This window comes from Streptomyces sp. NPDC079141 (assembly GCF_040686775.1).
In the GTDB taxonomy this organism is placed as follows: domain Bacteria; phylum Actinomycetota; class Actinomycetes; order Streptomycetales; family Streptomycetaceae; genus Streptomyces.
In genome coordinates this window covers 58,899-84,034 of sequence record NZ_JBFBLP010000008.1, presented here as the reverse complement: position 1 = coordinate 84,034, position 25,136 = coordinate 58,899, and the positions used below count along the sequence as shown (strand labels likewise).

The 25,136-nt window shown below is 71.4% G+C and carries 22 protein-coding genes; 7 read left to right on the top strand and 15 right to left on the bottom strand.

What is annotated here, in order from left to right:
- Nucleotides 1-20: 20 nt before the first annotated feature.
- Entirely contained in the window at nucleotides 21-1,361 is a 1,341-nt protein-coding gene (locus AB0Q90_RS22415; protein WP_363159350.1) for an MFS transporter, read from the bottom strand.
- Nucleotides 1,358-1,945, bottom strand: a complete 588-nt coding sequence (locus AB0Q90_RS22410) for an XRE family transcriptional regulator (protein ID WP_363159351.1) — start codon at nucleotides 1,943-1,945, stop codon at nucleotides 1,358-1,360. The genes AB0Q90_RS22415 and AB0Q90_RS22410 overlap by 4 nt, the downstream gene beginning before the upstream one ends.
- 27 nt (nucleotides 1,946-1,972) lie before the next feature.
- Here AB0Q90_RS22410 and AB0Q90_RS22405 point away from each other — a divergent pair, with 27 nt between their 5' ends.
- The gene (locus tag AB0Q90_RS22405; RefSeq protein WP_363159352.1) at nucleotides 1,973-2,461 is read left to right on the top strand and encodes an N-acetyltransferase family protein; all 489 of its coding nucleotides are present in this window, start codon (nucleotides 1,973-1,975) and stop codon (nucleotides 2,459-2,461) included.
- Between the two features lie 4 nt (nucleotides 2,462-2,465).
- Here AB0Q90_RS22405 and AB0Q90_RS22400 read toward each other — a convergent pair whose 3' ends face one another.
- Nucleotides 2,466-3,725, bottom strand: a complete 1,260-nt coding sequence (locus AB0Q90_RS22400) for a PucR family transcriptional regulator (protein ID WP_363159353.1) — start codon at nucleotides 3,723-3,725, stop codon at nucleotides 2,466-2,468.
- Between the two features lie 99 nt (nucleotides 3,726-3,824).
- Between AB0Q90_RS22400 and AB0Q90_RS22395 the strand changes: the two genes are divergently transcribed.
- The 4 genes from AB0Q90_RS22395 (at nucleotide 3,825) to AB0Q90_RS22380 (ending at nucleotide 9,048) form a co-directional block, all read left to right on the top strand.
- Nucleotides 3,825-4,274: a nucleoside deaminase gene (locus AB0Q90_RS22395; RefSeq protein ID WP_363159354.1), complete on the top strand. Its 450-nt coding sequence runs from the start codon at nucleotides 3,825-3,827 to the stop codon at nucleotides 4,272-4,274.
- Complete coding sequence (locus AB0Q90_RS22390; RefSeq protein WP_363159355.1) at nucleotides 4,267-5,232, top strand: 2-oxoglutarate and iron-dependent oxygenase domain-containing protein; 966 nt, start codon at nucleotides 4,267-4,269, stop codon at nucleotides 5,230-5,232. Before AB0Q90_RS22395 ends, AB0Q90_RS22390 begins: the two co-directional genes overlap by 8 nt.
- Before the next feature lie 193 nt (nucleotides 5,233-5,425).
- Nucleotides 5,426-7,501 carry a hypothetical protein gene (locus tag AB0Q90_RS22385; RefSeq protein WP_363159356.1) on the top strand — a complete coding sequence of 692 codons (2,076 nt, stop codon included), beginning with the start codon at nucleotides 5,426-5,428 and terminating at the stop codon, nucleotides 7,499-7,501.
- Nucleotides 7,501-9,048: a hypothetical protein gene (locus AB0Q90_RS22380; RefSeq protein WP_363159357.1), complete on the top strand. Its 1,548-nt coding sequence runs from the start codon at nucleotides 7,501-7,503 to the stop codon at nucleotides 9,046-9,048. The genes AB0Q90_RS22385 and AB0Q90_RS22380 overlap by 1 nt, the downstream gene beginning before the upstream one ends.
- On the opposite strand, the gene AB0Q90_RS22375 is transcribed toward AB0Q90_RS22380, so the two are convergent.
- From AB0Q90_RS22375 to hemL, 10 genes are all read right to left on the bottom strand, one after another.
- Nucleotides 9,045-9,443 carry an SRPBCC domain-containing protein gene (locus AB0Q90_RS22375; RefSeq protein WP_363159358.1) on the bottom strand — a complete coding sequence of 133 codons (399 nt, stop codon included), beginning with the start codon at nucleotides 9,441-9,443 and terminating at the stop codon, nucleotides 9,045-9,047. The two genes, AB0Q90_RS22380 and AB0Q90_RS22375, sit on opposite strands and share 4 nt — an antisense overlap.
- A gap of 39 nt (nucleotides 9,444-9,482) precedes the next feature.
- Entirely contained in the window at nucleotides 9,483-10,418 is a 936-nt protein-coding gene (locus AB0Q90_RS22370) for a CU044_5270 family protein (protein WP_363159359.1), read from the bottom strand.
- Entirely contained in the window at nucleotides 10,415-11,020 is a 606-nt protein-coding gene (locus tag AB0Q90_RS22365; RefSeq protein WP_363159360.1) for an RNA polymerase sigma factor, read from the bottom strand. Before AB0Q90_RS22365 ends, AB0Q90_RS22370 begins: the two co-directional genes overlap by 4 nt.
- A 79-nt stretch (nucleotides 11,021-11,099) precedes the next feature.
- Nucleotides 11,100-12,227, bottom strand: coding sequence for a c-type cytochrome biogenesis protein CcsB (ccsB, locus tag AB0Q90_RS22360; RefSeq protein WP_363159361.1), 1,128 nt, complete (start codon nucleotides 12,225-12,227; stop codon nucleotides 11,100-11,102).
- Nucleotides 12,224-13,930 carry a cytochrome c biogenesis protein ResB gene (locus AB0Q90_RS22355; protein ID WP_363159362.1) on the bottom strand — a complete coding sequence of 569 codons (1,707 nt, stop codon included), beginning with the start codon at nucleotides 13,928-13,930 and terminating at the stop codon, nucleotides 12,224-12,226. The genes ccsB and AB0Q90_RS22355 overlap by 4 nt, the downstream gene beginning before the upstream one ends.
- Before the next feature lie 3 nt (nucleotides 13,931-13,933).
- Entirely contained in the window at nucleotides 13,934-14,656 is a 723-nt protein-coding gene (locus tag AB0Q90_RS22350) for a cytochrome c biogenesis protein CcdA (protein ID WP_363159444.1), read from the bottom strand.
- A gap of 52 nt (nucleotides 14,657-14,708) precedes the next feature.
- Nucleotides 14,709-15,296, bottom strand: a complete 588-nt coding sequence (locus AB0Q90_RS22345; protein ID WP_363159363.1) for a TlpA disulfide reductase family protein — start codon at nucleotides 15,294-15,296, stop codon at nucleotides 14,709-14,711.
- A gap of 78 nt (nucleotides 15,297-15,374) precedes the next feature.
- On the bottom strand, nucleotides 15,375-16,613 hold the full coding sequence (locus AB0Q90_RS22340) for a hypothetical protein (RefSeq protein WP_363159364.1): 1,239 nt from the start codon (nucleotides 16,611-16,613) through the stop codon (nucleotides 15,375-15,377).
- A 121-nt stretch (nucleotides 16,614-16,734) separates the two neighbouring features.
- Nucleotides 16,735-17,418: a histidine phosphatase family protein gene (locus AB0Q90_RS22335; RefSeq protein ID WP_363159365.1), complete on the bottom strand. Its 684-nt coding sequence runs from the start codon at nucleotides 17,416-17,418 to the stop codon at nucleotides 16,735-16,737.
- The gene (gene hemL / locus AB0Q90_RS22330; protein WP_363159366.1) at nucleotides 17,415-18,734 is read right to left on the bottom strand and encodes a glutamate-1-semialdehyde 2,1-aminomutase; all 1,320 of its coding nucleotides are present in this window, start codon (nucleotides 18,732-18,734) and stop codon (nucleotides 17,415-17,417) included. The genes AB0Q90_RS22335 and hemL overlap by 4 nt, the downstream gene beginning before the upstream one ends.
- A 304-nt stretch (nucleotides 18,735-19,038) precedes the next feature.
- Between hemL and AB0Q90_RS22325 the strand changes: the two genes are divergently transcribed.
- Together AB0Q90_RS22325 and AB0Q90_RS22320 are read left to right on the top strand one after the other, a co-directional pair.
- On the top strand, nucleotides 19,039-19,668 hold the full coding sequence (locus tag AB0Q90_RS22325; RefSeq protein ID WP_363159367.1) for a hypothetical protein: 630 nt from the start codon (nucleotides 19,039-19,041) through the stop codon (nucleotides 19,666-19,668).
- A gap of 8 nt (nucleotides 19,669-19,676) precedes the next feature.
- Nucleotides 19,677-20,915 (top strand): MFS transporter, encoded by a 1,239-nt coding sequence (locus tag AB0Q90_RS22320; RefSeq protein ID WP_363159368.1) that lies wholly within the window; start codon nucleotides 19,677-19,679, stop codon nucleotides 20,913-20,915.
- Here AB0Q90_RS22320 and AB0Q90_RS22315 read toward each other — a convergent pair.
- Both AB0Q90_RS22315 and AB0Q90_RS22310 read right to left on the bottom strand, forming a co-directional pair.
- A complete protein-coding gene (locus AB0Q90_RS22315; protein ID WP_363159369.1) occupies nucleotides 20,904-22,100 on the bottom strand; it encodes a cytochrome P450 in 1,197 nt (398 codons plus the stop codon). The two genes, AB0Q90_RS22320 and AB0Q90_RS22315, sit on opposite strands and share 12 nt — an antisense overlap.
- Nucleotides 22,097-25,111, bottom strand: a complete 3,015-nt coding sequence (locus tag AB0Q90_RS22310; protein WP_363159370.1) for an amino acid adenylation domain-containing protein — start codon at nucleotides 25,109-25,111, stop codon at nucleotides 22,097-22,099. The genes AB0Q90_RS22315 and AB0Q90_RS22310 overlap by 4 nt, the downstream gene beginning before the upstream one ends.
- Between the last annotated feature and the right edge of the window lie 25 nt (nucleotides 25,112-25,136).

The following is a 25,136-nucleotide window of genomic DNA, read 5'->3' as shown; positions in this document are numbered from 1 at the left end:
TGTTGTCGCCGCTCTTGTCCTCATCTCGCATCCCCTCCAGTACCCCGACGCCGCAGAGGGCGAGTTCGTTCAGCGCGGGTCGACTCGTCGTCCACAACTCCCAGTCCGCGCCGAGCCGGTCGACGTAGATGCCCGTCGCGCTGTTCCGGCCCTTCCGGCGGGCGGCTTCGCCGTCCACGCAGCGCCGTTCCGGCTCGCCGGCTTGGCCTGCGGCAGGCTGCCCTCGGGGTCCGGCCGACCGCGGCGGCCGCGAGGAGGGCGGCCGCCGCGGCGAGGCAGGTGGGTGCCCAGCCGACCGTTTCGAGCAGCGGCGCCGCCGATGCCGTACCCACTGCTCCGACGACGAAGTACAGCACCAGGTACACGCTGCTGAGGCTGCCGGCCCGGTCGGGGTCGAGGGCGATGATCCTGGACTGGTTGGCCGCCTGGGCGGCGAAGCAGCCCGCGTCGAAGAGGGCGAGGCCGAGCACGGTGACGGGCGGGGTGCCCGGGCCCGTGGCGAGCAGCGCCACCCCTGCCGCCGCGGTCAGCATGCAGCCTGCGATCACCGCGGCCGGGGTGCGGCGGTCGGTGAGCCGGCCGGTGAAGGGGAGCGCGGCGAAGCCCAGCAGGCCCGCCAGGCCGTAGAGGCCGATGGTGGTGGGGTCGAGGGAGTGGGGCGGGCGGCCCAGCGAGAGCGTCAGCGCCACCCAGACCAGGTTGAAGGCGAAGTACCACAGGCCGCCCGCGGCCACCGCCCTGCGCAGTCCGGGGTGCTGTCGCAGGAGGAGCGGGAGGGAGGCGAGCGCCGCTCGGTAGCGCATACGGGACTGCGGTCGTTCGGCGGGCAGGAGCGTCGCCGCGGCCAGGGCGCCGAGCAGGCAGACGGCGGCGAAGGCCAACAGCATCCACCGCCAGCCCAGCGCGTCGGTGAGGGCGCCGCCCACCAGCCGGCTCAGCAGGATGCCCGCCGACATGCCCGCGGCCACGGTCGCCACGGCGGTGGCACGGCGTTCGGGCGGGGCGTGGCGTCCGGCGATGTTGCCCGCCTGTGCCGCGACACCGGCCGCCGCGCCGACGAGGACGTACGCGAAAAGGAGGACGCCCGGGCCGGGGGCCGCCGCGGCCAGGGCGAGGGCGGCTGCCAGTGCCGTGAGCTGGGCCGCCACCAGGCGGTTGGGGGCCAGCTGGTCGACGAGCGGGAGCAGGAGTGCGAATCCGGCGGTGCAGCCGATGAGCGCGGCGGTGGGCACCAGGCCGATCACGGAGAGCGGGACGTCGAGGTGGGCGGCGATGTCGGTGAGCGCGGGCTGGACGGCGTAGTTGTTCGCTATCGCCGTACCGGCTATCGCGGCCAGGAGGAAGGTGCGGCCGCTTCTCACGGCTGCTGGTCCCGGGTGAGCACCACGACGTACCGGCAGGTGCCGTCGCCGTTGTTGGCGAAGACACAGGGCGCCGGCGGTCCGAGTTCCAGCGTGTCGCCCGCGTCCAATTCGTGCACCGTGTCGCCCTCGTGGAAGGTGAGGTGCCCGTCGAGCACCCAGACGGTCTGCCGGAGGAAGGCGAAGGCCGCGGCCGGGTACGGGACCCGGGCGCCGGCGGGCAGCTGGATCTCGGCGAGCTCGGCGGGGAAGGACGGGCCGGTGATCTGGCGGCGCCGGTAGCCGGTGGCGGGGTCGCGCCACTCGGTCGCGTCCGCCAGGCGGCGCACGCCCGCGGTGTCGTCGCGGGTCTGTGTGCCTTCGGCCAGGGCGAGCAGGGAGGCGACGCTGAGCTGGAAGGCGGCGGACAGCTTGCCGAGGACGACCGCGGTGGGGCTGCTCTCGCCGCGCTCGATCCGGCTGATCATCGCCTGGGAGACACCGGAGGCGTCCGCGAGTTGGGCCAGGGTCCAACGGCGGCGTTCCCGTTCGATGCGGACGCGGGCAGCGATCTGCCCCACCAGGGGATCTACTATGTTGGACATGAATCCAATATACGAGAGGAGAGGGCTGTGAAGGTCCGCCCCGCGCACTCCGGTGACACCGACGCCGTCCTCGCCATCCGCAACCACGCCGTCGAGCACTCCACAGCCCTGTGGACCGAGACCCCGCAGTCGCCCGAGGAAGGCGCGGCCCGGCTCGCCGCCCACCTGGAGCGCGGCTCGGCGTTCGTGGCCGAGGCCGAGGGGGAGATCGCCGGGTTCGCCGCCTACGGGCCCTGGCGCAAGCTCGACGGGTTCCGGCACACCGTGGACGACTCGGTGTACGTCCGTGACGGCTACCACGGCCGCGGCGTCGGCTCGGCGCTGATGACCACGCTCATCGCCTCGGCGCGCGAGGCCGGTCATCACGTGATGATCGCGGACATCGAGTCCGGCAACACCGCGTCCATCCGGCTGCACGAGCGGTTCGGGTTCGAGCAGTGCGGCACGATCCGGGAGGTCGGCACCAAGTTCGACCGGTGGCTCGACCTGACGATCATGAGCCTGCGGCTGAGCTGACCACTCAGGCCACGGTCCGCAGCCCCCGCACGGGCGCTCCCCGCACCACCCGGTGCGCGCAGGCCGCCGCCAGCAGCTCCCCCAGCAGATCCGGATCGCCGATCTCCAGCCCGAGCAGCGACTCGATCCGCTCCAGCCGCTGGTACAGCGACTGGCGTCCGATGTGCAGCAGCGCCGCTGTACGCGTCGGCGAGCAGCCGTGCCGCAGATGCACCTCCAGTGTCCGCACCAGGTCGCTGGCGTGCGCCGCCTCCCACTCCAGCAGCGGGCCGAGCGCGTGCTGGACCATACGGGCGAGCCGGTCGCGGTTGGCGTCGACGCCGCCGCGGGTCAGCTCCCGTTCCAGGGCGAGGGCGCGCGAGGACGTCACCAACGGGCCGTCGGCGGCGGCCGGTTCCGCCGCCGGGACGGTCAGCGCCAGCTCCAGCGTCGTACGGGCCGCGCGCAGCGTGTCGCTCCAGCGCAGCCAGCCGCTGCCGGCGGCAACCGCGTGCCCGACGGCCACGGTCAGCCCCGGTTCCGCCGCCGTACGGAAGGAGTCCTGCACGGCCCGTACGGGGTCGCCGGTACGGCTGCCCGGCAGCGCGAGCAGGGCCAGGACGTCGCCGGGGAACGCCGACCGCAGCACCGCCGCCCCACCCAGCAGCCGCACCGCCCGGTCGACCGCGCCCGGGTCCCGGGTGCCGTGCAGGGACACGCCGATCAGACGGGCGCCGGGTCCGGGATGGAAGCCCGCGAGGGCCGCCCTCGCCTCCACCTCCGGCTGGTTGAGGGCCGCCCGGTCGGCGAGGTCGGCCAGCAGTGCCGCCGTATGGTCGTCGCCCCGGTCGCTCCACGGGCGGGACACCGACCGCCCGGACAGGCCGCGGGCCACGATCGCCCGGTTGGCGGCCTCGGTGATGCGGACGAAGGGCACGACCCGGTGGAGGGCGAGCAGCGGCAGGCCCCGGCGGCGGGCCTCGTCCGTCACCTCGGCCGGCATGGTGGGCAGCGAGCGGCCGACCTCCACGGCGAGCGCGGCCGCGTCGCGGGCGGCCAGTTCGCGGACGTAGCGGCGGCGGACCTCCTCGGCGGCGTCCGTCAGTCCGAAGCCGTTGGTGAGGAGCAGTTCGCCGCCGTCGAGGAAGTTCGCCCCTTCGTAGACCTCGCTGGAGTGGACCCAGCGGACCGGGCGGTCCAGGGCGCTCTCCCCGGCGAGGAGTTCGGGCTCGGCGGCGCGGACGGGGTCGAGGGCCAGGACTTCGCGGAGGGTGAGTGCGGGCACGGGAACCTCCAGGGCGGCGACAGTTCGTCCGGCTGCGGGCTGCCCGGAGAGTACTTTCCGCACGTTGCCCCGGTGTTTCCGCGCCAGCAGAGTGGAGGCATGGATCAGGCACAGGCACGCACCTGGCTCGCCACGGCCGTGGCGGAGGCCCGCGCCGGGCTCGCCGAGGGCGGCATCCCGATCGGCGCCGCGCTCTACGGCGCCGACGGCACGCTGCTCGGGCGCGGCCACAACCGGCGCGTCCAGGACGACGACCCCTCGATGCACGCGGAGACGGCCGCGTTCCGTAATGCGGGACGGCAGCGGTCGTACCGCGGGACGACCATGGTGACCACCCTCTCGCCCTGCTGGTACTGCTCCGGCCTGGTCCGGCAGTTCGGCATCTCGCGGGTGGTGGTCGGCGAGGCGGCCACCTTCCACGGCGGGCACGACTGGCTGGCGGAGCACGGCGTGGAGGTCGTGCTCCTGGACGATCCCGAGTGCGTCGAGATGATGCGCGACTTCATCAAGCACCAACCCGACCTGTGGAACGAGGACATCGGTGAGTGAGACCCGTATCCCCACGATCGATCTGCGGCCCTGGCTAGACGGCGCCCCCGAGGCCCGCGCCGCCATCGCCCGTACCGTCGACGAGGCCCTCCGGACCGCCGGGTTCCTGCTGGTGACCGGGCACGGGGTCGATCCGGCGCTGCGGGCCGGGATCCGTGCGGCCGCGCGGACGTTCTTCACGCTGCCCGTCGACGTCAAGCAGCCCTACACCGCGAAGGTCGGCGGGCGCGGCTGGCTCGGTCCCGGCGCGGAGGCCAACGGCTACTCCGAGGGCACCGAGACCCCGCCGGACCTGAAGGAGTCGCTGACCTTCGCCACGCACGAGCCGTTCGACGACCCGGTCGTCAACGCGGAGTGGTACGCGCCCAACGTCTGGCCCGACGAGGTGCCCGAGCTGCGCACGCTGTGCGAGGAGTACCTGGCGAGGATGGCCGAGCTGGAGAAGGCGCTGCTCTCGCTGCTCGGCGAGGCCCTCGGGCTCGAACCCGACTTCTTCTCCCGGCACATGGACCATCCGACGTACGGCTTCAACATCAACTGGTACCCGGGGACCGAGGTGATCGGCGAGCCGCAGCCGGGGCAGTTCCGCATCGGACCGCACACCGACTTCGGCACGGTGACGATCCTCGACCGGCAGGCGGGGAAGGGCGGGTTGCAGGTCTGGACCGACGCGGGCGGCTGGGAGGACGCGCCCTTCGACCCGGCGGCCTTCACCATCAACATCGGTGACCTGATGGCCCGTTGGACGGGCGACCGGTGGCGTTCGGGACGGCACCGGGTGCTGCCGCCGCCCACGGACGCCCCGGCCGAGGAGCTGATGTCCCTCGTCTACTTCGGCGAGTGCACCCCGGGCACCCGGGTGGAGTCCGTGCCCGCGCCGGTGGGGCGGGTGGCGTACGAGCCGGTCGACTCGCATGTGTATCTGCGCCAGAAGCTGGACTCGATCACCGTCGAGTGACGGCCACCTGGGGCCAGGGCTTTCGGTCCCGCCCGTTTACCGGGCAGGTGCCGACAGTTTCGTAACCCAACGGACATCACGCGATCTAGTCCGAACCAACTCCCCCTCCTTACCCTGGCGTTGATAGATCTCACGCGTGCACACCACGAGGACCGACGGATCGACGGCGGCGACCGCGCCGGGGGGAGATGCGGTGGGCAGACGGCTGCACGGGCGCGGAGCGCTGTTCGACACCGATCCGGCCGGGCTCGCCCCGCGGCTCGTGGGCCTGCGTCCGCACCAGCACCGGTCCACTCCGTACGAGCATCCCGGCGACCTGCCGCTGGTGCTGCTGTCCGGGGCGCGCGGGCTCGGCAAGAGCGCGGTGCTGGGCGAGCTGCGGGACGCCTACAAGGGGCACACCCCGGTCGCACTGATCGACTGCGAGCACCCCGAGTTCGACGCGCCGCCCGCCGGGCGGCCCGCGGACGCCTGGTCGCCGGTGTCGCAGGCGCTGCTGGTGATCGCCGAGCAGCTGGCCGAGCCGGTGACCGGCACCGGGCGGATCCAGTTCCCGCGGCTGATGTCGGGGCTGGTCGCGGTCGCGGCGGGCGGCTGGGGCGACGCCGACTCCGAGCGCATCCGGCGCGAGGTCGAGCGGATCCTGCTGCTGAACGAGAGCGGGTCGTGGGTCTCCGGCTTCGCCGGGCGCTGGGCGGGCCGGGTGGCGGCCAAGGTCGTCGCGGCGGCGTCCGGCGGCGGACCGCTGCTGGCGGCGGCCGTCGAGGCGACCCTGGAGTCCATCTCGGAGGGGTTCGCGGGCCGCCGCCACCGGCGCGCCTCCGTCTGGTACCGGGACTATCCCAACGCGGGCGGCAACCCCCGGCGCGGCCTGATGCTGCTCTCCGGGCACTTCCGGGCCGGCGGCACCTCCCGCGAGCACGCCGAACGGCATCTGGTGCGGGCCCTGCTCGCCGATCTGACCGACGCCTACGCGGGCATGCTGCCGCGGATGCAGCGGCTGGGGCGGCCGCTGGTGCTGCTCGACAACGCGCACTCCGCGCCGGGTCCTGGGCTGATCGAGGCGGTGCTGCGGGACCGGTCCGACGGGTTCGCCGACCAGGTGGTCTTCATCGCCGCCGTGCGCGGTGAGGGGCGGCCCGCGCTGCGCAACGCCGTGCGGCGGGCCCTGCCCGAGGTGGCCCGGGCCAGCGACTGGGTGCCGGATCCGGGGTCGGCGTCCTCGCGGGCGCTGCTGGTGTCGCTGCCACCGCTGAGCTCCGACGACACCCTGCACATCGTCGGCGCGGACCCGGCCGTGCCGCCGCAACTCCCGCACGCCACCCACCGGTTGACGGGCGGTAATCCGCTGGGCATCACCGTGATCGCCGAGTCCGCGGCGCAGAACCTGCCCGATGCGGCCTCGCTGGGCGAACTGCTCGTCGGGGACGTGCAGTTGCACGAGGAGCACGACGGCAGGCCCGCCTATCTGGAGCTGCTGGACCGGCTCGTGCCGACCGACCGGCTGGACGAGCTGACCGTGCTGGCCGCCGCCCACGACCACGACTCGGCGTGCGCGCTCGCCGACGCGCTGCTGCCGGAGGACTTCGGTCCCGCGGACGTACGGGCGTTGCAGACGCGGCTGGTGCAGGAGGGGCTGCCCGAGGTGCCCGGCCGGTTCGTCGGCGACCCCTTCGTACGGACCCTGCTGCTGCTCCGGCTGCACCACCGCGACGCCGACCACGGCCAGTGGCGCAAGGCCCACGAGACGCTGGTCGACCACTACGCGGGCGGCGCCGACGACGGCGTACGGTACCGGCTGCACCACGAACTCGCCCTCGGCAGCACGGAGTCGGCGGTGGCGTATCTGCGCGACGCCTTCCACACCGTGCCGACCCGCGACTGGCTCAGGTCGCTGCGGTTCGTCGCCTCCGCGCCCTACTTCCACGCGCACGACGCCGACGGCCGCGACTTCGCGGGGCGCGACGACCGGCGGGCCGCGGTCGCGCTCGGCCTGACCGACGCCGACCACGAGCCGCCGGAAGGCGTCGACACCGCACTGCACTTACGCGTCCGGCGACTGCTGCACGCCGTGTGGCAGCTGACCGACCCGCTGACGCTGCCCGACCCGACGGTGGGCCAGCGGCTGCGGTTCGAGCTGGAGCAGCTGTCCAATCTGCGGCCCGCCGGGAACGCCCTGCTGTGGCGGGCCTCGCGGGACTGGCCCGAGGACGCGCTCGCGGGGCGGACGCCGCACATCCCGGACGGCGACAGCGAGGGGGAGTCCTGATGGCGCGCAGAAGTGCGTGGGTGTGGCTGCGCGAGGACGTCTGGGAGATCCCCCTGCGCCGGTATCTCGCGCTGCTGGTCACGGGCGCGCTGGTGGCCGGCATGTTCTTCGGCGTGCGGGCGCTCGCGCAGGACGACCGCTCCTGCGCACCCGGTGTCGTACGGCCCGAGGGCAGCGACGAGTGCGTGGGCGTGTCGACCACCGACTACGCCTTCGACCGGCCCCAACTGCGGGAGGTGGTCCGGGCGATCGACCGGGAGAACCGCTCGCTGAAGCCGGGCGGCTATGTCACCGTCGCCCTGCTGGAGCCGTTCACCGCGACCGACCCGGACAACCTGGGTGACGTGCTGCACGAGATGCAGGGCGCCTATCTCGCCCAGTACCGGGCCAACCACGAGTCCAACGGCCAGCTCCCGGCGATCCGGCTGGTGCTGGCCAACCCCGGGGCGACCGGCGCCCATTGGGAGCACACCGTCGACCAGCTGGAACGGATGACGAAGGGCCCCGACCGGCTGCGGGCGGTCACCGGCGTCGGACTGAGCACCGAGAACAACAAGAGGGCCGTCAAGGAGCTCACCCGGCGCGGCATCCCGGTCGTCGGCACGTCCATCACGGCCGACGACCTCGCCAACGGCCAGGACGGCAAGGACCCCTTCCCCGGCCTGGCGCGGGTCTCCCCCACCAACACCGACGAGGCCCGCGCGCTGGCCTCCTTCGCCAAGGTGACGGCCGGCAAGGCGCTGCTGGTGTACGACAAGCCCGGCGACCCGTACACGCGCACGCTCCAGGAGTCGTTCGCGAAGCTGATCGAGGGCTCGCCCTACGAACCGCAGCCCTTCACCCCGCCCGCCGACCGCAGCAAGGAGGGCACGACCGCCAACACCTTCCGGCAGATCACCCACCTGGTGTGCGACACGGCACCGGAGACGGACACGATCCTGTTCGCCGGACGGCACACACAGCTGCGGCAGTTCATCAACGCGCTGGGCGGACGCGGCTGCCAGGACCGGAAGTTCACGCTGCTGACCGGCGACGAGGCCTCCTACCTCACCGGCGACAAGGACCTCGACCGCAGCGCCCTCACCCACAACCTCTCCGTGCGCTACACCGCCCTGGCCCACCCGGACGCCTGGCCGCAGGACGCCGCGAAGACGGGCGGTTCGGCGGCCGACGCGCACGACCTGGCCGCCCTGCTGGCCACCGGTGACCGCAAGCCGGTCGGCCCCATCGGCCAGGTCTCCCTCCAGGACGGCCAGCTGATCATCGCCTACGACGCCATGCGTCTGGCCGTCAACGGCATCCGCGAGGCCACCCCCGACGGCCGGACGGCGCCGCCTCTGGCCGACGTCGGACTCCAGTGGCCCCAGGTCAAGGGCTCCCTGCGGGTGAACGGCGCGAGCGGCTGGATCTGCCTGGACGTGCACGGCAACCCGTACGACAAGGCGGTCCCGGTCGTGGAGCTCACCCCGGAGGGCCGCGCCCGCTTCGTGAAGATCGCCTGGCCGGAGGGGAAGCCGCCGGGCAAGGAGTGTCTGCCGCCGTCCTAGGCTTCCAGGATTTCGATCAACCGTTCGAACCGATCCCGCCAGCGCTCCTCCGACTCCGCCTCGCCCTGGAACTCATGGGTGAAGCGGAGCGCGCTGCCCTCGTCCCCGTCGCGTTCGAGATGGAAGCGGATCCGGCCGCCCGGCTCCACCGTGTACTCGGCGACCCGGTCCACGTCCCAGGCGGTGACCTGCCCGGACCCCAGTCCCCGCAGGGAGACCTCCCCGCCCAGCCGGGGTTCGAGGACATCGGCGGCGGTGAACCAGCCCGCGAGCCCCTCCGGGGTGGAGAGCACCGGCCAGACCGTCTCCATGGGCTTCGGGAGCCGCACCAGGAAGTGCAGGATGTGCGTGCTCCCGTGGGTCTGACTGGTGCCCTGTTCTATGGATCCGGTCATGACACCAGCCTGACCCTTGGGGAGGGGTTCCGCACGTGGTTAGGGGCGGTCCCCCTTCTCGTCCACGATGCCCCGCTCCAGGACAGCGGCCATGCCCTGGACGGACCTGGCCTTGATCATGCCGTCGCAGACCTGGCCGGGGTTGGTCGGCGAGTCCTTGAGGACCACATCCCGGAGGCCGAGCAGAAGCCAGGTCTTCCTGTTGAAGATCAGCTCCTGTCGGCTGGACCCGTCCTCGTCGACGAAGCCGACGGCGGTGCCGTGCCGCCCGACGGCGTCCACGGAGTCCTTCACCAGGACCACCCCGGGAATCTTGGCGACCGCCCGGTAGAGCGCGGCGCTGACCTCCGGGGGCAGGACGCTCTCCAGGGCCAGATCGGTCGCGAGCTTGAAGGCGAAGTACTCGTCGCTGTGCCCCTCCCCCTTCTGGTTCTTGTACAGCCAGGCGAGCATGTCGTCGGGGTCGGTGGGCAGCTTCTCCAGGCTGCGGTAGGTCGTCAGGGAGTTCGGGTCGGGCTGGATCGGCAGGGTGCCGACCCCGCTGTCGCGCAGCAGGCCCTCGCGCCGGCCGTCGACGGACTTCCAGAGCTCCCGGGTCTGCAACGGTCCGGCCGTGGCGGCCTTGCAGGTGTGCCCGGAGATGCCCCACGCCACCCTGGACCGGACGTAGGTGAACTGATCGTCGCGCACCTTCGGCACATTCACGTGCTCAGCGGCGAGGGCCGCGTCCTCCAGGACCTGGGTGACCCCCGAGGACGGATGCGCGGCGGGCGGGACGGAGGGGTCCTCGCCGGACGGCGCGACGGTGACAGCGACCGCGACGGCGGCCGCCACGGCGCCGGCGGCCAGGGCGATGCGCAGGGCGCGCCTGCGTACGGGCAGCTCGGACGGTTCCTGCCGGATCTCGGTCATCAGATGCTCCTTGAGGAGTCGGTGACGGCCCGGCGGAAGGTCCTGCTCGGGAAGCTGGTTCATCGGTTTCCCTCCCCTATGGGCCTGACCGCGGTGGTGCGGTCACCTCTCATCTGTCCGCGTCCGTGCGGGAGTTCCATATATTTCGCGAGTTTTATCCGGGCCCGGGAAAGCCGTGAGCGTACGGTCCCCACCGGCACCCCGAGCGCCTCGGCCGCCGCCTCGTAGCCCAGCCCCGACCACACGCACAGCGCCAGCACCTCCCGCTCGGCCCGCCGCAGCCGCCGCAGCGCCTCCTGCACGACGGCCAGTTGCGCTGCGTCGTCCAGCCGCCCGGCCAGCTCGTCGGCGAAGTCCCGGACCGGCTCCTCGCGGGGCAGTCGGGCCATGGCGGCCGCGTGTCTGCGCGCCGCCCGCCGGGTGTTGCGCGTGACGTTCGTGGCGATGCCGAGCAGCCACGGGCGCGGCGAGCCCCCCTCCTCGTCGAGCCGCTCGCGCAGCCGCCAGGCGTCGAGGAAGGTCAGCGAGACGACGTCCTCGGCCGTCGCCCACTCCCCCGTGAGCCGGTAGGCATGGTTGTAGACGGAGCGCGCGTACGCGTCGAAGAGCTCGCCGAAGGCGTCGTGGTCCCCCGCGCGAATCCGTTTCCGCAGATTCGTATCCACGCCCTTGTACCTGTCCGTACACCGAAGGCCGGTTCCCGTGACGTGGGTCACGGGAACCGGCCTTCTCGGTGTACGGCGGTCAGAACCCGACGGACTGGAGCGCGCCAAGGCCGACGTCGGCGTAGGAGTGCTTGCCGGAGACGAAGATGTTGACGCCGTAGTAGTTGAACAGCCAGCAGCCGAAGGCGGCCAGGGCCAGGTAGGCGGCCTTGCGGCCCTTCCAGCCGGCCGTGGCGCGGGCGTGCAGGTAGCAGGCGTAGGCGACCCAGGTGATGAACGACCAGGTCTCCTTGGGGTCCCAGCCCCAGTAGCGGCCCCAGGCGTCGCCCGCCCAGATCGCACCCGCGATGATCGTGAAGGTCCACAGCGGGAAGACGGCCGCGTTGACGCGGTAGGAGAACTTGTCCAGGGACGCCGCGGCGGGCAGCCGGTCGAGGACGGAGTTCGCGAAGCGGCCCGGGGTGCCGCCGTTCGCCAGCTTGTTCTCGTACGAGTCCTTGAACAGGTACAGCAGCGTGGAGACCGCGCCGACGTAGAAGACCGCGCCGCAGAAGATCGCCGTGGAGACGTGGATGTACAGCCAGTACGAGTGAAGGGCGGGAACCAACTGGTCGCTGGCGGTGTACAAGACAGTGACGGCGAGGCCGAGATCGAGGAGGACCGTGGTGATGAGGAACAGCCCGAGCCAGCGCACGTTCTTCTTCAGCGCCAGCAGCGCCAGGTACACACCGACCGCGACCGTGGAGAAGGTGATGTTGAACTCGTACATGTTGCCCCACGGCGCCCGCTGCACCGACAGGGCCCGGGTGAGCACACCGCCGAACTCGATGAGGAAGGCGAGCACGGTGAGCGAGATGGCGATACGCCCGTAGAGGTCGCCCTGTTCGTCCCCGCCGTGCGCACCGGGCCCGTCCGGCACGTCACGTGTGCCGGACGCAGCCCGCACCACGACCTTCGGCCGTTCCAGTACGGCGGTGCTGCCGCCCTTCTTCACCGTGACCGCGGGAGCGGCGGCGGCCTTCTTCGTCGCGGTGAGCGCGGCGGCGGTGCGGCCGACCTTGCTGCGGCTGCCGAAGAGCCATTCGGCGATGTACGCGAAGAAGGCCAGGGTGTAGACGGCCATCGCGGAGTAGATCAGCGTGTTGCTGAGGTTCGCGAGGTTCTCGTTGGTCGCGGCGGCGAGATCGGTTGCGGCGGCGAGAGTCACTTCTCAGCCCCTTCGGCAGGTACAGCGGGGGTGGTTGTCGGTTCGGGGTCGTCGTCAGGGGTGTCCGGGTCGGGTGCCCCCGGGGCCTGTTCGTACAGGATCCCGGCGATGTCGCCGAGTTCCTCGGGCACCTTGGCGGACTCGCTGCGGCCGAGTCCGGCCATCTCGACGACGGTGACACCGTCGTCGCCCTTGACGGCTCGCACCCACACCCGTCGGCGCTGGATGAACAGGGAGCCGGCGAGACCGAAGATCGCGGCGACGGCACCGGCCAGCGCCCAGCCGCTGGCGGGCTGCTGGGTGACCTGGAAGTTCGCCCACTCCTTGGTGCCCTCGTAGGTGATCGAGCCCGCGCCGTTCGGGAGCTTGATGGTCTCCCCGGGGCGCAGGTTCTCCCGCATCTGCTCGCCCTTGGAGTTCTTGAACCCCTTCATGTGCGACTTGTCGAGCTGGTACACGCTCTGCGGGATGCCCGAGTTGACGCCCAGGTCGCCGTGGTAGGGCTCCAGGTTCAGCACCGGGTTGAGCAGTGCGGGGAAGGAGGAGGAGACCTCGTTGCCGGCCGCGTAGGTCGGCAGGAAGGCGGCCTGGAAGCCGAGCTGCTCGCTGACGCCCTTGGCGTTCTTGTAGCCGTCGTAGACCTTGACCACGCCGGAGGAGGTGACGTTGGAGTCCAGCGGCAGCAGCGGCACGGCGTCGGAGTAGACGACCTTGCCCTTGCCGTCCCGGACGGTGATGACGGGGGCGTAGCCGTGGGCGGTGAGGTAGACCTTCGAGTCGCCGATCTCCAGCGGCTTGTTGACCTTGACCACCGTCTGCTTGTCCTTGCCGTAGGCGCCCTCGGAGTAGGTGAGGGTCGCCTGGTAGGTGCGCGGAGTGCCCTTGTTGGGGCCGGAGGTCTCGTAGGTGCCGGTGAACTCCTTCAGGCTGAAGCTGAACGGAGCCAGGTCGTCGGTGCCGAAGAGCGTGCCGGACTTGAAGTCGTCGTACTGGGTGAGGGTGTTGGAGAAGCCGTCGCCCTCGACGACCAGCTTGTTGCCCTCCATCTTGAACAGCTGGCCCCAGGCGAAGGCGACCAGCATCACGATCAGCGCGATGTGGAAGGCGAGGTTGCCGACCTCGCGCAGATAGCCCTTCTCGGCGGCGACCGCGTCACCGGCGAGCTCGGCGCGGAAGCGGCGCTTCTTCAGCAGGGCGAGCGCGGCCTCGCGGACCTGCTCGGGCTCGGCCTCGGTGCGCCAGGTGGTGTAGGCGGGCAGCCGGGTCAGCCGCTTGGGCGCGCCCGGCGGACGGCCGCGCAGCTGGCCGACGAACTGCCAGGTGCGGGGCACGATGCAGCCGACGAGGGAGACGAACAGCAGGATGTAGATCGCGGAGAACCACACCGAGCTGTACACGTGGAAGAGGCCGAGCTTGTCGTAGATCGGCGCGAGGATGTCGTGCCGGTCGCGGAAGTCGGCGACCTTGGTCTCGTCGGTGCCGGTCTGCGGGATCAGCGAGCCGGGGATCGCACCGAGCGCGAGGAGCAGCAGGAGCAGCAGGGCGACCCGCATGGAGGTCAGCTGCCGCCAGAACCAGCGGGCCCAGCCGACGACGCCCATGGCGGGCACGTTCGGCAGCTCCTCCTTGGGCGCGGTGGAGAGCTGGGAGCCGGCGGCGCCGAGGTCCGTCTCTTCGGCGCGATCGGTTGTCGTCTTGCTCATCGATCAGATCCCCACAGTGAAGCCGTCGGACCAGTTCTGCATCTCCGACACCAGGCTGTCCCAGGCGCCGGTCAGCAGCAGCAGACCGGTCGCGATCATCATGGTGCCGCCGACCCGCATCACCCAGACATAGTGGCGCTTGACCCAGCCGAAGGCACCGAGCGCCTTGCGGAAGGCGACCGCGGCGAGCACGAAGGGCACGCCGAGGCCGAGGCAGTAGGCGACGGTCAGTATGGCGCCGCGGCCGGCGCTCGCCTCGTTGTAGGAGAGCGCGATCACGGAGGTCAGGGTCGGGCCGATGCACGGCGCCCAGCCGATGCCGAAGAGCGCGCCGAGGAAGGGGGCGCCGACCAGTCCGGCCGTGGGCCGCTTGTGGAAGCGGAACTCCCGCTGGGTCATCCACGGCATCAGGCCCATGAAGAAGACACCCATGGCGATCATGAGCACGCCGAGCACCTTGGACAGGACGTCCTTGTGCTCCTGGAGGGTCTCGCCGAAGTAGCCGAACAGGGCCCCGGTGGAGACGAACACGGCGGTGAAGCCGAGTACGAACAGGGAGGCGCCGATGACCATCCGCCCGCGCCGCGCCTCGGCCAGATCGGTGCCGGCGACTCCGGTGACGTACGACAGATAGCCGGGGACGAGCGGCAGGACGCACGGGGAGAAGAAGGAGACGAGGCCGCCGAGCATCGCGATGGGCAGGGCGATCAGGAGGGCGCCGCTCATCACCGTCTGGTTCGGGTCGGTGGCCGCGGCGAGCGTCAGGCTTGCGCTCACGTCACTTCTCCGCGAGGACCGGGTCGATCATCTTGCGCAGCTTCTCCTCGCTGAGTGCGGCCAGCGAGCGGGCGGCGATCTTCCCGTCCCGGTCGAGGACGAGCGTGGAGGGGATCGCCTGCGGGTTGAGCGTGCCCTTCTCGAAGCGGAGCATCAGCTTGCCCGTCGGGTCGTACAGGCTCGGGTAGGTGACGCCCTGCTCCTCCTCGAAGGCGAGGGCGTTGGCGGTGCTGGTGTCGCGGGTGTTGATGCCGACGAACTGTACGCCGTCCGTCTTGAGGTCGTTGTAGACCTTCTCGAAGTTGGGCGCCTCGGCGCGGCAGGGGGCGCACCAGGAGCCCCACACGTTCAGCACGACGACCTTGCCCTTGTAGGAGGCGACGTCGAGCTGCTTGCCGTCGATGGTCTTCCCGGACAGGTCGGGGGCCGCGTCCCGCTCGCCCTGCTGCACGGTCGCGATGCCGTCCTCGCCCATCACGAAGCCCGTTCCCGAGCCCGAGGACTTACCGCCCGAGCCGCATGCGGACAGCAGCAACGCGGCGACGACGGCACCTGCGAGGGTCAGGGGGGCGCGACTGGCGGCACTCATGTGAAAAGTTTCGCATGCCCGTTCTGAGGATCTTGCGCACCCCCCTTGCAGGTGAAAACCCGCATTTCAGGCCCGGTTTCAGAGGCGCTTCCAGCCTTCCGCGGGCGCCTGCCCGACATCCAGCGTGCGCAGCTTGTCCAGCACCTCGGGGCGCTGTACGTCCATCCAGTCCACGAACTGCCGGAAGGAGACCAGCCGTACGTCCTCGCCCTTCTCCTTCTCCCGCGCGATGTGCTTCAGCGCCTCCTCGACGGCGTCCATGTAGATGCCGCCGTTCCACTGCTCGAAGTGGTTGCCGACGAAGAAGGGTGCACGATTTGTCTCGTATGCCCGCTTGAAGCCGGATATGTAGGCCTGTGCCGACTGCTCGCGCCAGCCCGGGTAGTTGTGGGCGGGCGCGTTCGTGGAGTTGATCGACTGGTTGGCGAGCATGTTGTAGTCCATCGACAGGACCTCGAAGCTGTGGCCGGGGAAAGGTATCTGCTGCAACGGCAGGTCCCAGAGCCCCTGCTTCTTCACGGGCCAGACCTGACGGCCGCCGGGCGAGGAGGCGTCGTAGCGCCAGCCGAGTTCACGGGCGACGGGCAGCAGGTTGTCCTGGCCGAGCAGACAGGGCGTACGGCCGCCGACGAGTTCCTTGTCGTAGTCGAAGGGCAGCGACGGCAGATCGGTCCAGCCGGTGTTCGTGCGCCACTCCTTCACAAAGGACTTGGCCTGGTCGATCTCGCTGCGCCACTGCTGCGGGGTCCAGTTGCCGACCGAGCCGGAGCCGGCGCAGAAGTGGCCGTTGAAGTGGGTGCCGATCTCATGGCCGTCGAGCCAGGCGCGGCGGACGTTCTTCAGCGTCTCCTTGATGTGCCCGTCGGTGAGGTAGCCGATGTCGGAGGCGCCGCGCAGGTTGTTCGGGGGGTCGTAGAGGCGCTTCTTGGACTCGGGCAGGAGGTAGAGCCCGGAGAGGAAGAAGGTCATGTGCGCGCCGTGTTCCTCGGCGAGGTCGAGGAAGCGCGGGAAGAGGCCGTTGCCGACCTCGCCGGCGCCGTCCCAGGAGAACACGACGAACTGCGGCGGGGTCTGGCCGGGCTCCAGCGGCACGGGCTTGGCGGGCTGCTTCGGCTGCTTGCCGGTGTAGGCGGTGGAGCCGTCGCCGATGGGGCGGGCGGCGGGCTTGGCGCCGGAACCGGCCGGCCGGTGCTGCGTGGAACCCCCGCCCCGGTTCGACCCGTCTGACGGCTTGAGGCTGCCGCACCCCGCAAGTCCGACCGCGGCGGCCCCGGCGGCGCCGAGTCCGAGTGCTCCCCTTCGGGTGAGAGTGCGCATGGCATCCCCGTTCGTCACGTTCTCTGGTGGTCACCCACTCAGAGGACGGGACGAACAGGGAGGTTCCTGTGGATCACATGTGTTTCCGCAACAAGTGTCACAAACGTGTCACTTGGTGGATCTACGCTCCGAAGGCCTTGTCCTTGCCCTTCACCGGCTTGGCGCCCGCCCGCAGATGCGCGGGAACCAGATCGATCGCCGGCTCGGTGTAGCCCACGGAGACGATCTTGTCGCCCTGGTACGTGAAGGTCGTCAGGGACGCGAGCGTGCACTGGCGGCGGCGCGGGTCGTGCCACAGCCGGCGCCGCTCGACATAACTGCGCACGATCCAGATCGGCAGCTGATGGCTGACCAGCACGGCCTCGTGCCCGCGCGCGCGGTCCTTGGCGGCGTCCAGCGCCGCCATCATCCGGACGACCTGGTCGAAGTACGGCTCGCCCCACGACGGCCTGAACGGGTTGACCAGGTGCTTCCAGTTGCCGGGCATGCGCAGGGCGCCGTCGCCGACGCCGAAGGTCTTGCCCTGGAAGACGTTGTCGGCCTCGATGAGGCGTGCGTCGGTGGCGAGGTCCAGGCCGTGCGCCTTGGCGATCGGCGTCGCGGTCTCCTGCGCCCGCTCCAGCGGCGAGGAGCAGACGTGGGTGACGTCCCGGGAGGCGAGGTGCTCGGCGACCCGGTCGGCCATCTGCCGGCCCAGCTCGGACAGGTGGTAGCCGGGCAGCCGGCCGTAGAGGATGCCGTCCGGGTTGGCGACCTCGCCGTGCCGCATGAGGTGGACGACGGTGATGTCCTGGTTGCTGCTCATGCCTGGGTGGCCTCCGCCGCGGCTCGGGCCGCCGCCGGAAGGGCGTCGGCGATCTTCTGGACGGCCCGCTCGTCGTGGGCCGTGGAGACGAACCAGGACTCGAAGGACGACGGCGGCAGGTAGACGCCGTTGGAGAGCATCGAGTGGAAGAACGCGTTGAAGCGGAAGGACTCCTGCCGCTTGGCGTCCTCGTAGTCGCGCACGGCGCGGTCCGTGAAGAACACGGAGAACATGTTGGAGGCGGTCTGCAGCCGGTGCGCGACGCCTTCCTTGGTGAGCGCCTCGGTGACGAGGGCCTGGATCTGCTCGGAGACGGCGTTGACCTTGTCGTAGGCCGCGTCGTCGAGGAGCCGGAGCTGGGCGAGACCGGCGGCCGTCGCGACCGGGTTCCCGGAGAGGGTGCCGGCCTGGTAGACGGGCCCGGCGGGCGCGAGGTGCGCCATGACGTCGGCCCGGCCGCCGAAGGCCGCGGCCGGGAAGCCGCCACCCATGACCTTGCCGAAGGTCATCAGGTCCGGTACGACACCGTCGACGCCGAACCAGCCGGCGCGGCTGGTGCGGAACCCGGTCATGACCTCGTCGGAGATGAAGAGGGCGCCGTTCTTCGAGCAGGCGTCCTTCAGCCCCTGGTTGAAGCCGGGCAGCGGCGGTACGACGCCCATGTTGCCCGGGGAGGCCTCGGTGATGACGCAGGCGATCTCGCCGGGGTGCCGGTGGAAGGCCTCCTGCACGGCTTCGAGGTCGTTGTACGGCAGCACGATGGTGTCGCCGGCCTGGGCGCCGGTGACACCCGGGGTGTCGGGCAGCGCGAAGGTGGCGACGCCGGAGCCGGCGGCGGCGAGCAGCGAGTCGACGTGGCCGTGGTAGCAGCCGGCGAACTTGATCACCTTGGCGCGCTGGGTGAATCCGCGGGCGAGCCGGATCGCCGACATGGTCGCCTCGGTGCCACTGGAGACGAGCCGGACCTGCTCGACGGGGCCGACCCGGTCGACGATCTCCTCGGCGAGCGCGACCTCGCCCTCACCGGGCGTGCCGAAGGAGGTGCCGCGCGCGACGGCCTCCTGCACGGCGGCGATCACTGCGGGGTGGGAGTGCCCGAGGATCATGGGGCCCCAGGAGCACACGAGGTCGACGTACTCGCGCCCGTCGGCGTCGGTCAGATACGGACCGGTGCCGGACACCATGAACCGGGGCGTTCCGCCCACGGCACGGAAGGCGCGCACCGGGGAGTTCACGCCGCCGGGCGTGACGGCGGCCGCACGGTCGAATAGAGCCTGCGACACAGGCGCTTCGTATGAATAAGGCAGTTCGCTCATGACCTGCGACTTCCCCGACTTCTCGGACTCCGGTTGCCAGTGACCTCCTCAGGGTAGGCCAGCGGGCGCCGAGGGCCACGGGGCCGCCGCTCCGGCTCCGTACCGACCGTCCGCCCGCCCCCTACTGACCCGACAACCAGTCCCTGCTCCCCCGCGATCTGCGAAACTGGGGGCTGATACAAGATCCTGCGGACAGGTGTTTCAAACGCACGTTTCGGCGAGCGGCCGTGGGGGAGGTCACTGACACGATGATCGGGTTGCGCGGCGGGGGCCACGCGTCCTAGAAAAGCAGTCGGGTGGAGATATGCATCGCGGTGGCGGACTGGGCGAGGGGACTGATGACCTGGGTCCTCGACGTGCCCGGCGGGGGAGGCACCGACGCGAGGCGGAGGAATCGAACGAAGCACGTCAGGGACACGTAGTACCGGGTGAGGAGCCCGAGCGGATCGAACGACGGGTCGACCGGCTCCGGGCGGCGAGCAGGAATGGTGGTCGGGTGGGGGTGACGTACAAGTACTTCGGCGCGCCGGACGGCGCGACCGCGGCCCGCGTCCCGATTTCGATGCGCCCCGAGGAACTCGGCGGCGACGAGCTCGGCATGAACGGCATGTTCACCAAGATCAAGCCGGAGACGATGGCCGCGATGGTCCTCACCGGCATCGAGGGCGTCCCCCTCCACAAGGTCCCGCCCCTGGAACTGGTCGTCCTCCACCCCGACTACGCGGTCGTGAAACTCCCGATGACGGTCGTCGACCCCCTGCGCGGCATAGGCGAGGAAGCGGTCGGCGCGGCAGCGTTCATCTGGTCGACGGTCCCGGACCGCGGCGGACCGCGGGACGCGTTCAACGTGTACCAACTGCTGCACGAGTGGCAGGACTTCAGCCACCGGCTGCATGAGGCGGGGCATCAGCCCTATTGCCTGGTTTGGCCCTGACCTGAGTGATGACGCGTCTGATACCGGACACCCGACCGCAGCGCGTCCTCGCGGCCACCAACTTCGTCTACACCGTCGGCTACGGCCTCTATCTGACGGCCGGGGTGCTCTACTTCACCCAGGCGGTCCACCTTCCGGCCTCGGAGGTGGGGCTCGGGCTCGGCATCGCCGGCCTGGTCGCGCTGGGCCTGGGTGTCACGGTCGGGCATCTGGCGGACAGACAGGGGGCGCGCGGGGTCTACACGGCCACGCTCGCCGTGCAGGCGCTGGCCACGGCCGGGTTCGTACTGGCGGACACCTTCTGGCTGTTCGTGCTCGCGGTGTGCGCGGCGGCCGGGGCGAGGACCGCCGGAACAGCTGCCCGTTCACCGCTCATCAGGCATTACGGCGGGGACCGGCCGCAGGAGTTCCGGGCCTATCTGCGTGCGGTGACCAACCTCGGGATCTCGCTCGGTGCCGTGCTGGCGGGCTGGGCGGTGCAGGTCGGCACGCTCACCGCGTATCAGCTGATGGTCGTCGGCAACGCGGTCGCCTTCCTGGTCGCCGCGACAATGGTCCGCACCCTCCTGCCGCCCGTCGCGCCTGTTCCCGCCGTCGGCGGCCCCCGCTGGAGCGCCCTGCGCGACCGCCCCTATCTGCTGCTCACCGCGCTCGACGGCATCATGGCCGTCCAGTTCAAGGTGCTCACCGTGGGCATCCCGCTCTGGCTCGTCAGCGCCACCAGCGCGCCGCACTGGCTCATCTCCGGCACGATTCTCACCAGCACGTTCATCGTCATCGTCTTCCAGGTGCGGGCGAGCCGCAGCATCGTCTCCCCCGAGGCCGGCGGAACGGCCTACCGCCGGGCGGGCGTGGCGTTTCTCGTCTCCTGCTCGATGATCTCCCTGGCCGCCGGCATCCCGGCGTGGGCCGCCGCGGCCCTGCTCATCGCCGCGGCGGTGATCCACACGATCGGTGAACTCTGGTACTCCGCCGCCGGGTTCGAGGTGTCCTTCGCTCTCGCCCCACAGCACGCCACCGGCCAGTACCTGGGCGTGTTCGGCCTGGGCGCGGGGCTGGCCGACGCCCTCGGACCGGGTCTGCTCATCTCGCTCTGCATCACCTGGGGCCGCCCCGGGTGGTACGTCGTGGGGGCCATGTTCGCCCTGACGGGTCTGGCGGCGCCGTTCGCCGTCCGCTGGGCGCGGCGCCGGCAGGACATCGGAAAAGCTCAGCCCGCGCCGGCGCCGGACACGTCAGCCGCCTGACACGCCCACCAGCCGGACAGCGGCATGCGCCGGCCCGTTCACCGCGATCGAGCGCAACGGCTCCGCGTCCCCGGCCGGTTCGATCACGGCGACCAGCTCCGCCAGCGTCTCCAGGAGCATCCGCATCTGGTGGCGGGCCATGGTGCTGCCGATGCAGACGTGTTCGCCGGTGCCCAGGGCGAGATGGCGGTTGGGCTGCCGGCCGAGGTCGAAGCGGTCGGGTTCCTCGAACACCGACTCGTCCCGGTTGGCCGAGGGGATCCACAGCACGACCCGGTCCCCGGCGGCGATGTGCCGGCCCTGGATCACCGTGTCGGCGGTGGCCGTGCGCATGCTGTGCGTGGCGCTGCTCGTCCACCGCAGCACCTCCTCCGCCGCGGTCCTGACGAGTTCGCCGTCCCGCTCCCGCACCAGCCGCTGCCACTGCCGGGGATGCGCGAGGAGGGCGAGGATGCCCGCGGCCATCGACAGGCCCGCGTTCTCCGACGCCCCGACGAGGTTCTCGCAGCCCAGCAGGATCTCGGTCTCGGTGAGCAGCTCGCCGTCCACCTCGTTGTTGACGAACATGCCCATCGCGTCGTCCGCGGGCTCCTCCATCCGCGCGTACATCAGGTCGATGAAGTAGCGCATCAGCGTGGGGTGGCTGGTGAGGGGCTTGCCGGACTCGAAGGCCTCCGTGGTCCAGCTCAGCAGCCGTTCGCGGTCCTCGGGCGGGACGCCGAGCAGCCTGCTGATGTTGTAGCTGGAGAGCCGGGCTCCGATGTCGTGGACGACGTCGCAGGTGCCCGACTCGATCGCGCGGGTGATCACCGTACGGATCTCGGCGCGCATCTCGCCCGCGAGGGAGCGGGCGCACCGCTCGGTGAACCGGTCGGCCACCTGCCCGCGCAGGGCGCGGTGCCGGGGTGGATCGGTCAGGGCCATGGTCAGGCCGCTGCCGGGGTCCTCGCCCAGTTCCGTCGGCCGCAGCAGGACGCCCTGCGCCGAGCTGAAGAGGGCCGGGTTCTGGTAGACGGCGCGGATGTCGTCGTAGCGGGTAAGGGACCAGAAGCCCGGCAGGTCGCCCGGTTCGTGCCAGTGGACCGGGGCGTGCCGTCTCATCCAGCGCCACAGTTCGTGCACCTCGCCGGAGGCGTGCAGCTCGGGGTCGACGACGTCGGCGGGGGTGTAGGTGGTCGTGGTCATGACGCGGCTCCCGCGGCGGTCTGGGAAAGTCGGTCCCGGAAGCCGTCGAGCAGCTTCCGTGCGGTGGCGGCGGTGACGGTGTCCCGCCGGTACGAGAGCACCGCGTCGAGCGTGCCGTCCTCGTCCGGCCACACCTCCAGGTGCAGCTCCAGGGGGAGGGCGGCGTACGGCGGGCGCAGATGCGTGGCGGTGACGCCGGGCAGGTCGAGTCGGGGCGGGGGGTTGTCCTGGAGGGCGAAGAGGGACTGGAACACCGGTGGTCTCCCGGGCGTCGCCGGTGTTCCGACCGCCTGCGCCACCGCGGTGAAGGGGACGTCGCCGCGGCCGAAGGCCCGGTGGACCAGCCTGCCGGTCTCCTGGATACCGGCCTCGCCGCGCAGCCGCACCGGCACCATGTTGATCAGGCAGCCGACGGCCTGCTCCAGCTCCGGCACGGTGCGCTCGGCGACGGGCACCCCCACCGCGAAGTCCCGCTGCCCGCAGACCTCGGCCAGGGTGTCCGCCCACGCCGACAGCAGCACCACGAACCGGCTCACGCCGAGTTCCGCACCCCGTTCGTCGAGGCGGGAAGTGAGGGCCGCGGGAACGGGCACGTCGAGGTGTCCCGTGCCCCTCTCACCGGGGCCGGGCCGCTCGGGCCAGCGGGTCTCGGGCACGTCCCGGAGTTCCTGCCGCACCCGCTCGACCCGTTCCGCCGAGTCCTTTACGGCCGTCAGCCGGGCCCGTTCGGCCAGGGTGGGCGGGGCGGGGCGCGCCTCGCGTCCGGCGTAGGCGTCGGACAGGTCGCGGGCCAGGACGGACTCGGAATGTCCGTCGAAGGCGATGTGGTGGACCAGCAGCCCGAGGATCCAGCCGTCCGTCCCGGTCACCGGCACCAGCGCGGTGCGCCACAGGTCGGCGTCCAGGGGTTCGAGGGGCTCGTCGAAGAGCTGCCGCAGCGCGGCGACCGCCTCGTCGACGGTCGGCCGGGCGTCCAGCAGTTCCAGGGGCGGCGCGGAGATGTCGGTGACCTCGGCATGGGGCCGGGGGTCCATCTGGAACGCCGTGCGCAGCACCTCGTGCCGCTCGTGGACGGCGGCGACGGCGGTCTCCAGACGGTCCTGGTCGAGCCCGTCCTGAAGGTGCCAGATCATCAGGCAGTAGCCGGACCGGTCCTGAGGTGCCGTCACATGCTTGGTGAGGAAGGACAGTTCCATGGCGGTCAGCGGGATGTCCCCGGCCGGTGGCGGTACGGCGTCGTCCCCGACCTGCGCCAATCGCAGCCAGGTGCCGAGGAGTTCGGCCGACGCGTGCTCGTACAGGCGCGACAGCGGAAGCGGGTGTCCCGCCTGCTTGCCGATGCGTGTGCAGGCGCGGGCGGCCTGCAGCGAGGAGCCGCCCAGCTCGAAGAAGGACGTGCCCGGGGGCACGGCAGGTCTGCCCAGTACGGCGGCGAAGGCCTCGGCGACCAGGCGGACGAGCGGGTCGTCGATGGGGCCGTGGTGGTCCTCGGCGGGCGCCTCGGGCAGGCTCGCCAGCAGGGCCCGGTCGTCCAGCTTGCCCGTTCCGGTCACCGGGAAGGAGTCGACGAAGACGACGTCGGCGGGGCGCTGGTAGGCGGGCAGGTGGCGGGCGAGGACCGCGGGTACGTCCGGCCGGGCGCCGTCGCCCTCGCGGCTCGGGACGCAGAAGGCCACCAGGTCGAAGACGCCGCCGAGTTCGTTCCAGCGCGGGACCACCCGGCAGCCGGCGACCTCCGGGACCAGGCGCTCGATCTGCCGTTCCACCTCGGCCGGTTCGACGCGGTTGCCCCGGATCTTGACCTGCCGGTCGATGCGTCCGCGGAACTCCACGAGCCCGTTCTCGTCCCGGGTGCCCAGGTCCCCGGTGCGGTACAGCCGGACCGGCGCGCCGTCGAGGGTGACGTCCGTGAACTTCTCGGCGGTGAGGGCGGGTTCGCCGAGGTAGCCGTGGGCCAGGCCGTCGCCCGCGATGCAGATCTCGCCCGGTTCTCCGGGCGCGCAGGGGCGGTTGCCGTCGAGGACGTGGACGGAGGTGCCGGGGACCGGCCGGCCCAGGGGGATGCCGCCGGGGCGGGTGGCATCGGCGGGCGTGATGCGGTGCGTGGTGGCGAACACCGTGCTCTCGACGGGGCCGTAGCCGTTGATCAGGGCCGTCTCGGGGAAGCGGTCGAGGAAGCGGGCGACGTGCCGCGCGGAGAGGCGTTCACCGCCGATGATCAGCTGGGACAGGCCGCTCAGCGCCGTCAGGTCCTCGTCGACGATCAGGTTGAACAGGCTGCTGGTCAGCCACACCGTGTTCACGCCGTGGTCGGCGACCATCGCGCGCAGGGCCTCCGCCGTCAGGAAGGGTTCGCCGACGAGGACGCCGGTGCCGCCGTTGTACAGCGCGGCCCACAGTTCCAGGGAGAACGCGTCCCACGGCAGCGCCGCAGCGAGGGGGACGACCGTGTCGCGGTCGAAGCGCGCGAAGGTGCCTGCCCGGAAGAGCCGTGCCGTCGCCCGGTGCGGGGTGATCACTCCCTTGGGCCGTCCCGTGGTGCCCGAGGTGAAGAACACCGAGCACGCGTCGAAGCCCTGTACCGGCACCGCGGGACGTTCCCGCGCATCGTCCCCGGCCGGTGCCCACAGCTCCGCCGCCGCTTCCGTCCGGGCGATGACGAGGGGCGGCCGGAGCTGTTCGACGACCGCGTCGAGACGGGTGGCCGGCCAGTCCGGATCGAGCAGCGCGTAGGCGGCGCCGAGCTTGAGTACGGCCAGCAGGGCGACGACCAGGTCTACGGAGCGCGGCAGCAGGACCGGCACGAGATGCCCCTGCTCGACACCGGCGGCGGCGAGCCGGCGGGCCAATTGCTCGGCACGGGCGTCCAATTCACCGTACGACACGCGGGAGTCCCCGGAAATGAGGGCTGTGCGTTCCGGTTCGGCGCGCGCATGTGCGGCGAAGACGTCGTGCAGTCCTTCTCCCGGCGATTCCTTCGACTGCAACTCGTCGACCCCCTTCGCAATCACGGGAGTACGACGTTGCCACGTCTGA

Excerpts from the sequence above, each read along its gene's own strand:
- AB0Q90_RS22375 (WP_363159358.1), bottom strand. The coding sequence starts at position 9,443 with ATGACCGGATCCATAGAACAGGGCACCAGTCAGACCCACGGGAGCACG.
- AB0Q90_RS22315 (WP_363159369.1), bottom strand. The coding sequence starts at position 22,100 with ATGACCACGACCACCTACACCCCCGCCGACGTCGTCGACCCCGAGCTG.
- AB0Q90_RS22320 (WP_363159368.1), top strand. The coding sequence starts at position 19,677 with ATGACGCGTCTGATACCGGACACCCGACCGCAGCGCGTCCTCGCGGCC.
- hemL (WP_363159366.1), bottom strand. The coding sequence starts at position 18,734 with ATGAGCGAACTGCCTTATTCATACGAAGCGCCTGTGTCGCAGGCTCTA.
- AB0Q90_RS22335 (WP_363159365.1), bottom strand. The coding sequence starts at position 17,418 with ATGAGCAGCAACCAGGACATCACCGTCGTCCACCTCATGCGGCACGGC.
- AB0Q90_RS22345 (WP_363159363.1), bottom strand. The coding sequence starts at position 15,296 with ATGAGTGCCGCCAGTCGCGCCCCCCTGACCCTCGCAGGTGCCGTCGTC.
- AB0Q90_RS22380 (WP_363159357.1), top strand. The coding sequence starts at position 7,501 with ATGGCGCGCAGAAGTGCGTGGGTGTGGCTGCGCGAGGACGTCTGGGAG.
- AB0Q90_RS22355 (WP_363159362.1), bottom strand. The coding sequence starts at position 13,930 with ATGAGCAAGACGACAACCGATCGCGCCGAAGAGACGGACCTCGGCGCC.
- AB0Q90_RS22410 (WP_363159351.1), bottom strand. The coding sequence starts at position 1,945 with ATGTCCAACATAGTAGATCCCCTGGTGGGGCAGATCGCTGCCCGCGTC.
- AB0Q90_RS22325 (WP_363159367.1), top strand. The coding sequence starts at position 19,039 with ATGCATCGCGGTGGCGGACTGGGCGAGGGGACTGATGACCTGGGTCCT.
- AB0Q90_RS22395 (WP_363159354.1), top strand. The coding sequence starts at position 3,825 with ATGGATCAGGCACAGGCACGCACCTGGCTCGCCACGGCCGTGGCGGAG.
- AB0Q90_RS22370 (WP_363159359.1), bottom strand. The coding sequence starts at position 10,418 with ATGAACCAGCTTCCCGAGCAGGACCTTCCGCCGGGCCGTCACCGACTC.
- AB0Q90_RS22350 (WP_363159444.1), bottom strand. The coding sequence starts at position 14,656 with ATGAGCGGCGCCCTCCTGATCGCCCTGCCCATCGCGATGCTCGGCGGC.
- AB0Q90_RS22340 (WP_363159364.1), bottom strand. The coding sequence starts at position 16,613 with ATGCGCACTCTCACCCGAAGGGGAGCACTCGGACTCGGCGCCGCCGGG.